Genomic DNA, 13,688 nt, shown 5'->3' on the forward strand with positions numbered 1-13,688 from the left:
CTTTCCATATTAGATGATATGTCTTTCTCTAAGTTTGTTCATAATATAATCAACTGACTCCGGCACATCCAGATTCACAACCTCTCCGGCACCCTTTCTCACTTTGTCAGATGCCTTTGCAATCTGGGTGGGGGACCCTTTCAGACCAATATTGCTGTCATCAACCTCTTTTAAATCCTGTCTTCCCCACACGGTAATCTCTGCAGCATAGGCATCGAATATGCCGCCCGGCGTCATATACCGGGGAGAGTTGAGCTCAGAGAGAGCGGTAATTAAGCATGGCATCTTTGCTCTGAGCAGATGATATCGGTCTTCAAACTGACGCTCTGCAACCACATATTCCCCTTCGATCTTTAAATTCTGTACATAGGATATGACCGGGATATCAAGGTGCTCGGATAACTGAGGTCCCACCTGGGCTGTGTCGCCGTCAATAGCCTGACGCCCAGTGATAATCAGATCATAGTCAAGTCTTTTAAGGGCTCCTGCCAATGTGGAGGAGGTTGCCCATGTATCAGCGCCTCCCAGTACCCGGTCTGTGACAAGAATTCCGTTGTCTGCTCCCATTGCCAGAGCTTCTCTTAAAACCTCATCTGCTTTGGGAAGACCCATTGTAATAACTGTCACCTTTGCACCGTACTGGTCTTTTAATTTGAGGGCTGCCTCAAGACCCGCCTTATCGTCCGGATTCATGATTGCCAGCATGGCACTTCTGTCAAGTGTCCCGTCCGGATTAAATTTTACACCGCCTTTTGTATCAGGCACCTGTTTTATGCAAACAACAATATTCACTGTGTATCCTCCTTATTTTAGCACGTCGCTGGAAATCACCATAAGCTGTACCTCGCTTGTTCCCTCGTATATCTCCGTTATTTTCGCATCACGCATCATTCGTTCCACATCATATTCCCGGATATATCCATAGCCTCCGTGGAGCTGAACCGCTTTTTCCGTTACTTCCATGGCAGTCTTTGCTGCATACAATTTGGCCTTTGCAGCTTCCACACTGTATGTCTTCTGGGTTTCCTTTGCGAAAGCGGCTTTGTATACCAGCATTTTAGCCGCCTCTATCCTGGTTGCCATATCCGCCAGCTGAAACTGGGTATTCTGGAACTGTCCCAGCGCACGTCCGAACTGTTTTCTTTCTTTCACATATTTTACAGCGGATTCAAAAGCCCCTTCTGCAAGGCCAAGTGCCTGAGCAGCAATGCCGATTCTTCCGCCGTCCAGTGTATGCATGGCAATACCAAACCCCTTACCCTTCATTCCCAAAAGGTTTTCCTTCGGTACTTTGCATTCATCAAATATAAGTTCATAGGTGGCAGACCCCCGGATTCCCATCTTCTTTTCCTTGGTTCCAAATGAGAAGCCGGGCGTTCCTTTTTCCACAATAAAAGCGGATATCTCCTTTGATTTTTTTCCCCGCTTTTCAACGGTTCCTGTCACCGCTATGATGATATAGACATCTGCTTCCTTTCCGTTGGTAATAAAGCACTTGGAACCGTTAAGTACCCATTGTTCCCCGTCCAGATAAGCTTTTGTCTGTTGTCCCTGGGCATCGGTTCCAGCTCCCGGTTCTGTCAGTGCAAACGCTCCAAGCTTCCGGCCTGCCGCCAGATCAGGTATATATTTTTGCTTCTGTTCCTCTGTCCCGTATGTAAGAATGGGATCTATACAAAGGGAAGTATGGGCTGACAGGATCACCGCTGTGGTTCCGCATGCCTTTGCCAATTCTTCCACGCACATGATGTAAGATAATACATCACAGCCCTGCCCGCCGTACTCCTTTGGAACCGGTATTCCCATCAACCCGCATCCAGCCATCTTTTCTACGGTTTCCCTGGGAAATATTTCTTTCTCATCTACCTCATGCGCCATTGGCTTCACCTCATTTTCAGTGAAACTTCTGTACAGCGATTGTGCCAGAAGATGTTTTTTTGATAAACTAAAATCCATATCCTGCTTCTCCTTTTACACACCGGCATAAATGCCGTTATTTACGTTCCATTTTGTTGTATGCCGTTGTTTCCAGTTCTTTATACAGGGTTTTTCCAGATTCATTTTTAGGGATTTTATTCCTATACCTTACAGCTGCTGCCCTGCCGATTCCAGTTACGTGGTATAAGTATTCCAAAATCCCCTCCCCTTCGTCTGGTAATAAGCAATCCGTGTAAATCATAAGATTGTCATCGCTTCCCACACATGCAAAATCAATTCCTTCATATTGTTCCTTCAAAAGCCGTTCCACTTCTTCCAGATTCACCCTGCTGCCGGACACTTTGATAAAGCGTTTTTTTCTGCCTGTTATATAGTAATACCCCTCGCTGTCCCGACTGGCTATATCCCCGGTATGCAGAACTCCCTTCCATTCATCCTTTTTTATAAGATCGTCTTTGCAACAGGCGTAACCAAGTGTTACATTCTTCCCCTGATATACCAGTTCCCCCGGTATGTCTGGCTCTATGACCTCATTGCCCCGGTCATCCTCCAGCCAGAATCTGCCGCCCGGTATGGCAATTCCCATGCTTCCGCACTTCTCCAGCGATTTATCAGCAGGGAGATACCCCATTCTAGCTGTTGCTTCCGTCTGACCGTACATAACAATGAATTTCCTGTTGGTCTGTTTTGCGTAAAGGGCAAATTCTTTGTGCAGACTGGGCGGCAGCTTACCGCCTGCCTGTGTCATGGTTTTTAAATCCGGCAGATCCATATCCATAAAACCAATCCGCTTTAAAATCTGGTACGTGTAGGGTACACCGGCAAGTGACGAAGCCTTCTTCTCCCTTGCAAAATACCAGAAGGCCGGCTCCAGCACTCCATATGTGGTGAGTAAAAGCGTACAGCCCATTAAAACATGGCTGTTAATTATGGACAAACCATATGTATAATTCATGGGTAATGTGGTAATTGGCCGCTCATTGGCATCAATTTTCAGATAGCTGGCAATGGATTTCCCATTGGCATCAATATTCCCGCTGCTTTGCCTGACCAGCTTTGGGCTGCCCGTACTTCCTGATGTAGTCAGCAGAAGGGATAGTTCACAATACAGGGCTGGCGGCAGTTTTTCATTTCTTCTGCAAAGACAGTAACCGCCAAACAGCCATAGGACCTCGCTGCCTTCTGCCTTCTCAATGCAGGTTTTTGGTATGTACAGGAAGGCAGGCTGATATTCCCTTATGAGACCATTTAAAAGGCTTGGGTGGATATGACTATCCAGCATCAGAGGGACAATTCCTGTTTTCAGACAGCCAAGATAACCAAGCAGTGACTCTATGGTATTCTCACAGAGGATAAAAATCAGTTTTTTTCCCCCAACCTTACTATACAGTTCTCCTGAAAATGAATCCAGCTGATCGTATGTAACGTTCCTGTCCTTGTCATCCACTGCCAGAAGTCTGTCACCATATATCTTTTCCTTATCAAACAGATGCATCTTGCGCTTCCCTTCCGATCTGTCTGGACAGCACAGCGACGATATCCTGGCCATCCCATACAGGATCCATATCCGCCGCCCATCCGGCCGGCACGATCCGGTGGACTCCCAAGAGATGATTCTTTATTACAAAATCCACTATTTCCTGTTCTTCTATTCCATGGTATGTTATGGTCTGAAGACGGCTTGAGGCCAGACGGGTGACGGCTTTTCTCCAGTCTCCCCGGTATTCGAAAAACATACCAAAGGCACCCCGAAGCTGATCAGTGTTTGAGGGAATGTCCGGCAGCCTGATTGTATACAGGCGGTTCCCATAACGGCTGATCTTTGTTTCCCCTTCCAGTGTCATGGCATATCTGCACAGCAGTTCATATTTTATCATGGCTTTATTGGCTGTCAGATCATAAGACCGGGCTTCTCCCGCAACTGCATTCCACCAGCGCACTCTGGCGTTTTCTGCTTCTTTTGATTCTTCATCCTGGTTCCAAATGACAAATACAGGGCTGGAACAGGCATTCTGATCCAAAAGATAGGTGTCGTTATAAAACCTTCGGGCGAGATTCATTAATTCCTCCTCTGACATATATCCCAACTGCAAGGTATTCAGGATGCAGATGGAATACCGGTCCGGAAAATTCAGCTGCACCGCATCCGGCCTGATAGGCATGGATCTGATTTCCATTATGGTACGGTCACCTCCCCATACCACACAGCCTGCGCAGCCCGAAAGCGCCTCTCTCACTGCCAGGGAATCTCTCTGGCTGGAAAAGACAGATATCCGCCTGCGCATCCCCTTGTATTCAGGGCGTTTTAGAATACAATCCATGATGCGGCACAGGATTTGATCCTGTTCCTGGCATTTGGAAGAGATACGGACTGAGCAGCTGTTGCCTGCCAGCAATCCCATGACAAGGCTGTAGCCAAACAATACCGGAACATTTGCGGCTGATATATGAAAAATAATTCCCCGGCCCAGACGGGACCGCCCATCTTCATACCGTTTTCCGAATTCCTCCATATGGGATCTGCGGCACCAGAAACCAAAGGCCGCCAGCTGTTCATATTGTTTTCTCTCTCTGCGTATTTCACTGGACAGCTGCCCCAGAAAATCCAGTACCGGAGCTGCAAATAGTTCCCACGGCTCTGTCTCCGGCTGTCTTACCCCTGCCAGAATCACCACTTCATCCTTCATAGGTATCACTGCACCCCCTGACCGGGGCCTGTTTGATTCTCCCCGTTACCTTAAAATATTTACCCAGGCGTCCGCACAGGCAGTCATCCTCCCCTATGATAATCCCTTCATCCTCCGTGAGTATGGAGTGTCCCGGATAGGACCGGGGCAGGAGAGATAAAATCTGGATGATGCCTTTTTCCCCGTATTCACAGGGAGTAAAATCTACTGCCCTTCTCGTTATAATGTCCGAATAAACACTGGCATGAAGATTACCGCAGGGGCATTCCATGTAGATGCAGCCCGTCTGTTCGGCCATTCCATAATAATTATGGATGCGGCTGATCCCTGTCACCGAATAAATCCGCTTTTTAAACTCATCAGAGGAAACCGACTGGCTTATCAGCTTCTTCCATCCTCCTCCATGGACAAGGACAGCATTTTCCAGTTCCAGCTTCTTTCCCTGTCTGGCGAGGGCTTCGTAGAAGTATTTCCAGATTATATATGTAAAACCAAAGACAAGTATCCGTGTATCTTTATATCGTTTCAGGAACGCTTCCACGGCCACCATATCCAGCTCCATGTCACTGGTGAGTGCATAGCATATTTTAGAGGAAAAAATAGAAAACCCCAGTATCCCGGCCCCTCTGGCGGAAAACATCTCCCTGTCTTTGAGCACATCCGGACTGTCGATCACAAGAAACGGGAGCCGCTGATCTCCAAAAAAATCTTCCCCTATGCCAGCCAGCGCTATCTGCTGGTATCTGGCAGTGTCTGTATCCAGAAAAACCTTTGATACCTCCTGTCCTCTTGTTCCGGATGATGTCATAGTTTTGAAAATATGACCTGGGGGAACGCTCATCAGTTCCATGCTCTTAAAGAGACCAATGGGCAGCATGGGGATTTCCTCTTCCTCCATGTTTCTGCCCGAAGGAATTTCCAGAGCTCTTAACAGCTTCTTATATGGCTGGCAGTGCTGTCTGTGGTATTCTGTCAGTTCTGTCAGCCATTCCCTGAACAATTCCCTTTTTTCTGCCCTGCCAAGGGAATATGGTTTCCTTGCCAGAATCATTTCATAATCCATGTCAATCTTCCCCTTTTCTTCAGATACTTAGCCGGTCACGGTCCTTAAATAATTACACCATATTTTTTCAGTACCTCTTTCCCTTTTTCATAGGAAGAAAAGTTCATAACATCTGCTGTATTAAAGTGAATATCAAACGTTTCTTCCAAATCTGTAACCAGATCCATATGTCCCATGGAATCCCAGGTGCGGATGCCCCTGTATTTTAAATCTTCTAAATCTTCCTTTTTAACCCTTAAATCTTTTATAAACAACTGATCATATTTTTCCAAATTCGTCATTGTCTGCTCCCTTTCTACTGAGACTGGCATTGTATCTGTCTTCAGACAGGTCCGGCTGCTATGAATAAGCGTTTCATCATCATCTGGCTGCAGCTGGACGTCAGCACCCGTTCCCCGTACTGATTTTTGCAGGTTCCACGAAATAATCCCACATAGCAGTCGTCCCGTTCCTCATATGAGAGGAATTCCACCGTGATTTCTATGGTATCCCCCTGATAAACCGGGCGGATGAATCTGGTGGCATGATCCATATACAACGTGCCGCTGCCAGGAAGCTCCGTTCCCATGACAGCGGATACCAGAGAATCCAGAAACATGCCGTGAACCGGAGGACGTTTAAATCCAGCCATGTCTGCAAATTCAAAATCCAGATGCAGCAGACTTTCATCTCCTGTAAGCGCTGCAAAGCTTTGTACATCCTCCCCGGTCACCAACCTCCGTCTCACTGCCTTCTCATAGAGGTGAAGAACTTTCTTTTCCCGGCCGCCAGAGGAAGAGCTTCTTTCCTCAGCCCGGATCTCCTGTTCCAGACGTATAAACCCCGTCTCTTCCCACAAAAGCACCAACTTTTTGCAATCCTTAAGACTGCTCACATCTGCGCACCTGCGGCTGCACCCGCAGACCACCATCCAAATGTCGCATACGGCTGCTGTATCTGAGGTAACATACTCATGTCCGGGGTTGGCTTCTCTGAATTTGCGGACCCTGCTGCATCTGTCATATACCGGATTACAGCCGCCGCAGAATTTAATTCCGATTCTCATGTCATTTCTCCCGCATCATTCTATTCCCGGGATTCCAGCATACACTGCAGCTTCTTTGCGGCTGCGCTCAAAGGCCGTTTGCTGTCACTGACAATGCATATATCCCGCCGTGGTATCTGCTCATACAGATTTATCTCCACAATTTCTCCCTTTTCAACCAGAGGCCGCGCAAATTCCTCCGGCACAAACCCGATCCCAAGATTCTTAAGGATAATCGGGAGAATCAGATCCATGGACGCTACCTCAATGGATGGACGCATGGTCAGACCGCAGGAACGGTAAAATTCCTGAAAGAACTGAAATGTGGTGGTATTTTCAGACATTGTTATTAGCGGCAGTTTTCCAACCTCTTCCAGATATACAACTCTGCCCTGATACTCTTTATAGATCGGACCCCCAACCAGCACGCTGTTAAAATCCTTTACCTTTACCACCTTCAGTGACTGTTCCTGGTCAAAAGGCGTGGTAATAATGGCCAGATCAATCTTTCCGGCTTTCAGCTCATTGAGTGTCTGAGGTGTGTTATAATTAAAAATATTTAATTTCACCTGGAGATACTGCTCCTGGAACTGCTTTAAGCTGGACACCAGGTAAGAAAGCATAGCCATCTGCGTCGCTCCCACATTGATATACTCATGCTGCTCCCCAAGGAGTTCTCTCAGTTTTTCCTCACCCTGTATCAGCTGCTGGCAGGCAGGCGCAACATAGCTGTAAAGCAGTTCTCCCTCCGCAGTCAGCGTAACCCCTTTTCTGGAACGGATAAACAGTTTGCACCCTAATATATTTTCAAGATTCTGCATGCAGTAGGTTACTGATGGCTGGCTGGTCACCAGGGCATTGGCAGCTCTGGTAAGATTTTTATATTTTGCTACGTAATAAAATATTTTGTAATGTTCAAAATTTGCAGTCATACCACTACTTCTTTCTAATCATTTTTTATCTTTATCCATCAAGTTTTCATATCATGGCTTCCATTGACAAACCAACTGCCCGCTGTTAAACTACAAGGAAAAGGAGGGGTTACAATGGAAGCTACAATTCAACAAATAGAAGCGGTTCTTGATACAAAAGTGCGTCCGGCATTAGCTGAGCATAATGGTAATGTGATCATACAAAGCCTGGAGGATCATATTTTAAAAGTAAGGTTAACCGGAAAATGTTCCGGCTGCCCTGCTGCCCACAGTACCAACGAGGAACTGATCACCGCTGAAGTACGGTCTGCTTTTCCTTCCATCCTTGATGTCATTCTGATAGAAGAAATCAATCCCGAATTAATTGATATGGCCCATAAAATACTGAACCATCAGATCTAGCGGTATCAATCTGACCCGGGACACCCCCGGGTCCCCACCGGCTCTTCCTCTCTTGCCTTATCGAGTTTGACATTTCTTACATAAAGCCACATATCAAATGATATTTCAGCAAAATTCAGCACATAAAAGAACCATGACAGGAAGAACAGCCAGTCGTAAGTGGCCGCATAATGGTACTGAAGAAACTTCCTTGCGATGCCAAATATATAACCGAGCCATATAAAAAACTCGAACTGAAGGCTTTTGCCTCTGGCCGTTCTTGATACATACGATTTATATACGGAAAACGGCCAGGATAAACCAAACCCCACGATCATAAGCGTTTCCAGCAAATCTGAGATCATTGTTACATTCATATAGTACCCCCTTGTATTTTGTTACAGTGCTTCCCCGAAACGCTTCTCAAATTCCACTGACAGATCATCCCGGAATGCAGGTGCCGCGATATTGATCAAAGCCCTTGCCCTCGCCCGTAAGGATTTTCCTTTTAAATGGGCGACTCCGTACTCTGTCACAATATAGTCCACATCATTTCTGCTTGTAGTAACAGCTGCTCCCTGTGTCAGAAACGGAACAATCTTTGATATGGTTCCTCCCTTGGTGGTGGCTCCGAAGGCAATGATTGACCTTCCGCCTTTGGATGCGGACGCTCCCCTTACAAAATCCATCTGTCCTCCCACTGCTGAGTACTGCTTCAGTCCGATTGTTTCTGCACAGACCTGACCCATCAAATCCGTCTGCAAAGCAGAGTTAATGGATACCACATTGTCATTCTGGCTTATGATGAACGGGTCATTGACATAGCTCACCGGCTTCATGCAGATGGCAGGATTATCGTTGACAAAGTCATACAACTCCTTTGTGCCCATCATAAAGGTAATAACCATTCTTCCTTTATCAATATTTTTCCTTTTACCGGTAATTGCACCTGTCTCATACAGATCCATCAGCCCATCGGAAATCATTTCGGAATGGATTCCCAAATCCTTCTTATCACCGAGAAATTTAAGCACTGCATCAGGGATTGCACCGATTCCAAGCTGAAGACAGTCTCCGTCCTGTACAAGCTCTGCTATATTAGCGCCTATTTTTTCCTCCACCTCTCCGATCACCGGACGGCTATGTTCGTGGATTGGTTCATCACTCTCCACAATTGCTTCCAGATTGCTGACGTGGATGAAATTATCTCCCATCACCCTTGGCATGTTGGGGTTTACCGCACCGATCACCTTTGTCCCCTGCCGCTCCCCTGCTTCCTTGGCAAAATCACAGGAGAGTCCATAGCTGCAGTAACCATGCTCATCCGGCTCAGACAATGTTACAAGAAATACCTGTGCCGGGTCCATATTCGTCACATAGTCAGGAATGCGGTTGAAAAAAACGGGAACAAAATCGCCTTTCCCCTCTGCAACATAATTCCTGCTGCGGGCTCCTATAAAGAGGGAGGAGTATTTAAAATGCTTCTCCAGCCCCGGCTCAAAAAATTTGCAGGCTCCCATATCATGCTGCTGGACAATATGTATATCTCTCAAATCCTGTTCCACCGCATAATCCACCATTGCGTTCACAAGCCCATCTGGTTCCGCCGCTGCATGACCAATCAGAACCGTATCTCCTGAGTGGATTATCTTTACAGCCTCCTGAGGGGTTTTCAATTTTGAAGCATAGATTTCTCTCCAGTTCATACGGCTACACCTCCTTATATTTTTCAGCAAAACGACTCTCAAATTCTTCTGCAAGAACGTCCTGAAACTGCGGTGCTGCAATGCGGATCAGCTGCCGGGCCCGTTCTCTGAGCGTATTGCCTTTCATCTTAGCAATTCCATGCTCCGTAACGATATAGTCAACATCATTTCTGGATGTGGTTACCGTTCCTCCCTGGGTCAGATACGGTACAATCCTGGAAACCGTTCCCTTCTTCGCAGTGGAAGGGAATGCAAGGATAGATCTGCCGCCTTTTGAGAAGGAAGCTCCCCTGATAAAATCCACCTGTCCGCCGATTCCGGAAAACTGTTTCAGTCCCATCGCCTCGGAGCACGCCTCCCCCATCAGGTTTACTTCAACCGACGAGTTAATGGATACCATATTATCATTCTGTCCGATAATGACCGGATGATTGACATAGTCCACCGGCGCCATGTAGACACTTGGGTTATCGTCTGCAAAATCATACAGTTTGCGGCTGCCCATGAGGAATGAAACGACTATTTTTCCTCTGTTAAAATTCTTGGCTGCGCAATTGATGACTCCCTTTTCATATAAATCAATCACGCCGTCTGATATCATCTCAGAATGAATGCCCAGATCTTTTTTATTATCAAGAAACTTAAGCACTGCATCCGGAATCGCTCCGATTCCAAGCTGAAGACAGTCACCATCGTTCACCATAGAAGCGATGTGCTCTCCAATTGCCATCTCCACATCCCCAATCTGGGGAAGCCCAAGCTCGGGTATGGGGGTGTCATCTTCCACAATCACATCAATATCTGATACATGGATAAAGCTGTCCCCCAGCGTTCTTGGCATATTGGGATTTACTGCAGCAACCACCTTCGCGCCCTCAACTTCTGCTGCCGGTTTTGTATAGTCACAGGACACACCGAAACTGCAGTATCCATGCTCATCCGGCAGGGATAACGTAACGAAAACCACATCCGGTTTTTTTATGCTGCGGTAAAATTCCGGTGCCTGGTAAAAATAGCATGGGGTAAAGTCCCCCCTCCCGCTGTTCACACAGTCTCTGGTCTTTGCTCCAAGAAATAAACTGTTCTCCCGGAAATGTTTTTCCATCCCCGGCTGTGCATAAAGGGAATGCCCCATATCCACCTGCTGGTAAATCTCTATATCACTTAAATCGGCCTGCACCGCATACTCAGTCATTGCATCCACCAGCTTAATGGGTTCACCCACCGCATGGCCAATCACCACTTTGTCACCGGATTTTACCACCTTAACAGCCTCTTTTAACGGCTTTAATTTTGATGTATAGATCTCTCTCCAATTCATACCTGTGTCTAACCTCCCTCTTAGGTCTAAAATGGCCGTTTTTAATCCTTTATTTTCGCAATCGCCTTTGCAAGCTCTTTTTTTCTTCCGATATTACCCTGACGGGAAATCATAATTCTCTGTGCCTGGGGCGAGCCGGCTCCATGAAGGGATTCGGTCCTGTATCCCACCGCAGCAGTTCCAAGGGTCAGGTTCTCAATTAAGCGCAGGATCCTGAGACGGTTTTCGGTGGATACGCCTTCGATTCCCTTTAAATATTTCTCCACATAGCCCCCTACAACCGGATCATTTAAATCCTTCTCAGACGGGGCCGTTACCATAAGTCCTCCTGCAATATCTTCTGCCAGACGTGCAATCTCATATGGATATCTGGTCACATTCTGCTTACATACATTGGCGAGTAAAAGGTCAATAATATAATTACCGGAATCGGTGGGAGTCCCTTCCGCGGAACAAGCGATACCGCAGCAGTAAAGTGTTTCATTTAAATGTGTCATTTCAATCAGTTTATCCTTAATATGGGAAACCTTCGGTACGCCGTTATAATCCGCTGCCAGAGCTGCTGCTCCAATTAAAACATCACCTACGCCGACTTTGCATCCGCCGTAAGACTGCCTGTGGTATCCGGCAAACCGTTCTACCAGCATACCTGCATACTCAAATTCACCATTAAGGAAAATGCGGTCATTTGGGACAAATACATCATCAAAAACAACCAGTGCCTCTACGCCTCCAAACTCACTGTTGCCCACATCCATCCGGGACCCTTCCAGCTTCCTGGTATCACAGGACTGCCTACCGATAATCATTACGATCCCCTTTGTATCCACAGGAACTGCAAAGGATACTGCATAATCCTTATCATCCGGCCCCATGGCAACGGTAGGCATGACAATTACTTCCTGTGAGTTGATAATACCTGTCTGATGTGCTTTTGCACCTCTGACTATGATTCCGTCATCCCTGCGCTCCACAACTCTTAAATACATATCCGGATCTGGCTGGGCATGAGGTGCCAGCCCCCTGTCACCCTTTGGATCCGTCATTGCTCCGTCTACGGTTAAATCGTTATCCTGAACCATACGGAGATACTTTTTAAAATTCTCATGATAGCTGGTGCCGTATTTCGCATCGATCTCATAGGTGGTTGACCATTCGGCATTAAACGCATCCATACCCACGCAGCGCTGGAAACACGCAGCCGTCTTCTGTCCGCAGAGTCTCTGCATTTTCACTTTTTTAATTAAATCATCCGTGCTTCTGTGAATATTGGCAAACCGGTTGATTTTACGTCCATCGTCCAGAGTTACTGTCATCAGATCCTCGTATTCCGGCAGCTGAGCCAGATCGTAGGTAGCTTTGACAGAATTAAGGGACGGTCTTAAAATCGGATGGTCGATGGGGTTTTCAATCTTTTCCCCGAACATATAAATATTAAGTTTCAGTTTCCGCATGCTTTCCACATATTCTTCACCAGTCATTAATGCCATAATCTTCTTCTCCTCTTCATTCAGCTATTAATACAGTTCCTGATAAATTTTAAGTACCCGGTCCGCATCCAGGGGTACAAAGTTGTTTGCCATGAGGCGTGCCTGCTGTTCCATAACGCTCTTTGTAAATACAGCAAGTTCTTCCTGCTTTACACCATACTGACGAAGCGCTTTTTTAGGAAGTATTGCGCCAAGCAGTTCATCCAGCCTGTCATAAACCACATCTGCCGGGCAGCCAAGCAGTCTTTTAAGACACTGGTTCATAACTGCTATCTCGCCATCCTGTCTGATCTCCATGTAATTCTTAAGCACCCCGGTAAACATGGCATAGTTGCTCTCCCCGTGAGCTACGTGATAGGTGCCTCCCAGAGGATAGCTGGTGGCATGGACAGCCGCACACCCGGCCGTTCCGAATGCAATCCCGGCATAATTGCTTGCAATCAGGAAATCCTTCATAAGGGGAAGCCTTGCACCGATTCCTTCAGCTGCAATCTTCTGATATCCCCTGATGATCATTTCAATGGCCTTGTAACCAAAGAGTTTTGTAAATGGCGTTGCTTTAGGAGACAGACTGGACTCTACAGCGTGAACCAGAGCATCAATGGAACTGGTGGCAAACACGGCAAATGGCAGTCCATTTAAAAGTTCCGGCACCAGAACCGCATCATCGGCATACATGTGAGGTGATACAAGTCCTACCTTTGTTCCCAGCCTGGTCCGGTTGATAATGGAAATATTCGTGACTTCACTTCCTGTTCCGCAGGTTGTTGGCACAATGACAAGTTCCCGTTTCTTTTGGATTTTATCAGGTGCAGCATAGAGGGAATCCAGCGGGTCCCCTGAAGACACTGCCATTACTTTTGCGATATCAATCACCGTGCCGCCGCCTATGGCAATAATCCGTTTGCAGTCTGTTTTTGCAGCCGCTTCAAGGATTGCATCCACCATGATATCTGTCGGTTCCCCTGTCCCGTATGCCTCCTGAAAAATGGTATGGACATTCAGCCCAAGTGTTGTGAAATACGGTTTGTATATGTATTCGTTCGTCAATATGAGGTCACCGCTGCCAAGATTAAATTCTCTGGCAAATTCTTTGCAGGTATCGTAATAGGATATCTGGGATTTTAAAATAATCTCTTTCATTTC

General features: G+C 46.7%; 14 protein-coding genes. 1 reads left to right on the top strand and 13 read right to left on the bottom strand.

The window, feature by feature from the left end:
- Window positions 1-9: 9 nt before the first annotated feature.
- From V7D18_RS12315 to V7D18_RS12350, 8 genes are read right to left on the bottom strand one after another with little or no spacing between them, the layout of a single operon-like run.
- Complete coding sequence (locus V7D18_RS12315) at window positions 10-792, bottom strand: electron transfer flavoprotein subunit beta/FixA family protein (RefSeq protein ID WP_426154570.1); 783 nt, start codon at window positions 790-792, stop codon at window positions 10-12.
- Window positions 793-804: 12 nt separating this feature from the next.
- Window positions 805-1,956, bottom strand: a complete 1,152-nt coding sequence (locus V7D18_RS12320; protein ID WP_426154571.1) for an acyl-CoA dehydrogenase family protein — start codon at window positions 1,954-1,956, stop codon at window positions 805-807.
- Window positions 1,957-1,993: 37 nt separating this feature from the next.
- On the bottom strand, window positions 1,994-3,433 hold the full coding sequence (locus V7D18_RS12325; RefSeq protein WP_426154572.1) for an AMP-binding protein: 1,440 nt from the start codon (window positions 3,431-3,433) through the stop codon (window positions 1,994-1,996).
- Complete coding sequence (locus V7D18_RS12330; RefSeq protein ID WP_426154631.1) at window positions 3,420-4,625, bottom strand: acyl-CoA reductase; 1,206 nt, start codon at window positions 4,623-4,625, stop codon at window positions 3,420-3,422. The genes V7D18_RS12325 and V7D18_RS12330 overlap by 14 nt, the downstream gene beginning before the upstream one ends.
- Window positions 4,615-5,688, bottom strand: coding sequence for an acyl-protein synthetase (locus tag V7D18_RS12335; protein WP_426154573.1), 1,074 nt, complete (start codon window positions 5,686-5,688; stop codon window positions 4,615-4,617). The genes V7D18_RS12330 and V7D18_RS12335 overlap by 11 nt, the downstream gene beginning before the upstream one ends.
- 44 nt (window positions 5,689-5,732) lie before the next feature.
- Complete coding sequence (locus tag V7D18_RS12340; protein WP_426154574.1) at window positions 5,733-5,969, bottom strand: acyl carrier protein; 237 nt, start codon at window positions 5,967-5,969, stop codon at window positions 5,733-5,735.
- A 41-nt stretch (window positions 5,970-6,010) separates the two neighbouring features.
- Complete coding sequence (locus V7D18_RS12345; protein WP_426154575.1) at window positions 6,011-6,733, bottom strand: MaoC family dehydratase; 723 nt, start codon at window positions 6,731-6,733, stop codon at window positions 6,011-6,013.
- A 20-nt stretch (window positions 6,734-6,753) separates the two neighbouring features.
- A complete protein-coding gene (locus V7D18_RS12350; protein WP_426154576.1) occupies window positions 6,754-7,644 on the bottom strand; it encodes a LysR family transcriptional regulator in 891 nt (296 codons plus the stop codon).
- A 114-nt stretch (window positions 7,645-7,758) separates the two neighbouring features.
- Between V7D18_RS12350 and V7D18_RS12355 the strand changes: the two genes are divergently transcribed.
- A complete protein-coding gene (locus V7D18_RS12355) occupies window positions 7,759-8,046 on the top strand; it encodes a NifU family protein (RefSeq protein ID WP_426154577.1) in 288 nt (95 codons plus the stop codon).
- A 5-nt stretch (window positions 8,047-8,051) separates the two neighbouring features.
- Here V7D18_RS12355 and V7D18_RS12360 read toward each other — a convergent pair whose 3' ends face one another.
- The 5 genes from V7D18_RS12360 to V7D18_RS12380 are packed head-to-tail and all read right to left on the bottom strand — an operon-like array spanning window position 8,052 to window position 13,685.
- Entirely contained in the window at window positions 8,052-8,402 is a 351-nt protein-coding gene (locus tag V7D18_RS12360; protein WP_242996444.1) for a hypothetical protein, read from the bottom strand.
- A gap of 21 nt (window positions 8,403-8,423) precedes the next feature.
- The gene (locus tag V7D18_RS12365; RefSeq protein WP_426154578.1) at window positions 8,424-9,731 is read right to left on the bottom strand and encodes an acetyl-CoA hydrolase/transferase family protein; all 1,308 of its coding nucleotides are present in this window, start codon (window positions 9,729-9,731) and stop codon (window positions 8,424-8,426) included.
- Window positions 9,732-9,735: 4 nt separating this feature from the next.
- Window positions 9,736-11,052, bottom strand: a complete 1,317-nt coding sequence (locus V7D18_RS12370; RefSeq protein ID WP_426154579.1) for an acetyl-CoA hydrolase/transferase family protein — start codon at window positions 11,050-11,052, stop codon at window positions 9,736-9,738.
- A gap of 41 nt (window positions 11,053-11,093) precedes the next feature.
- Window positions 11,094-12,542, bottom strand: coding sequence for a 4-hydroxyphenylacetate 3-hydroxylase family protein (locus V7D18_RS12375; RefSeq protein WP_426154580.1), 1,449 nt, complete (start codon window positions 12,540-12,542; stop codon window positions 11,094-11,096).
- A gap of 27 nt (window positions 12,543-12,569) precedes the next feature.
- Window positions 12,570-13,685, bottom strand: a complete 1,116-nt coding sequence (locus tag V7D18_RS12380; protein ID WP_426154581.1) for a 4-hydroxybutyrate dehydrogenase — start codon at window positions 13,683-13,685, stop codon at window positions 12,570-12,572.
- Window positions 13,686-13,688 lie beyond the last annotated feature (3 nt).

Source organism: Lacrimispora sp. 38-1, assembly GCF_049890855.1.
Lineage (GTDB): Bacteria > Bacillota > Clostridia > Lachnospirales > Lachnospiraceae > Lacrimispora.

Bases quoted from the DNA above. Each gene is read 5' to 3' on its own strand.
- V7D18_RS12320 (WP_426154571.1), bottom strand. From the start codon at position 1,956: ATGGATTTTAGTTTATCAAAAAAACATCTTCTGGCACAATCGCTGTAC.
- V7D18_RS12375 (WP_426154580.1), bottom strand. From the start codon at position 12,542: ATGGCATTAATGACTGGTGAAGAATATGTGGAAAGCATGCGGAAACTG.
- V7D18_RS12325 (WP_426154572.1), bottom strand. From the start codon at position 3,433: ATGCATCTGTTTGATAAGGAAAAGATATATGGTGACAGACTTCTGGCA.
- V7D18_RS12340 (WP_426154574.1), bottom strand. From the start codon at position 5,969: ATGACGAATTTGGAAAAATATGATCAGTTGTTTATAAAAGATTTAAGG.
- V7D18_RS12355 (WP_426154577.1), top strand. From the start codon at position 7,759: ATGGAAGCTACAATTCAACAAATAGAAGCGGTTCTTGATACAAAAGTG.
- V7D18_RS12330 (WP_426154631.1), bottom strand. From the start codon at position 4,625: ATGAAGGATGAAGTGGTGATTCTGGCAGGGGTAAGACAGCCGGAGACA.
- V7D18_RS12365 (WP_426154578.1), bottom strand. From the start codon at position 9,731: ATGAACTGGAGAGAAATCTATGCTTCAAAATTGAAAACCCCTCAGGAG.
- V7D18_RS12350 (WP_426154576.1), bottom strand. From the start codon at position 7,644: ATGACTGCAAATTTTGAACATTACAAAATATTTTATTACGTAGCAAAA.
- V7D18_RS12370 (WP_426154579.1), bottom strand. From the start codon at position 11,052: ATGAATTGGAGAGAGATCTATACATCAAAATTAAAGCCGTTAAAAGAG.
- V7D18_RS12360 (WP_242996444.1), bottom strand. From the start codon at position 8,402: ATGAATGTAACAATGATCTCAGATTTGCTGGAAACGCTTATGATCGTG.
- V7D18_RS12345 (WP_426154575.1), bottom strand. From the start codon at position 6,733: ATGAGAATCGGAATTAAATTCTGCGGCGGCTGTAATCCGGTATATGAC.
- V7D18_RS12380 (WP_426154581.1), bottom strand. From the start codon at position 13,685: ATGAAAGAGATTATTTTAAAATCCCAGATATCCTATTACGATACCTGC.
- V7D18_RS12335 (WP_426154573.1), bottom strand. From the start codon at position 5,688: ATGGATTATGAAATGATTCTGGCAAGGAAACCATATTCCCTTGGCAGG.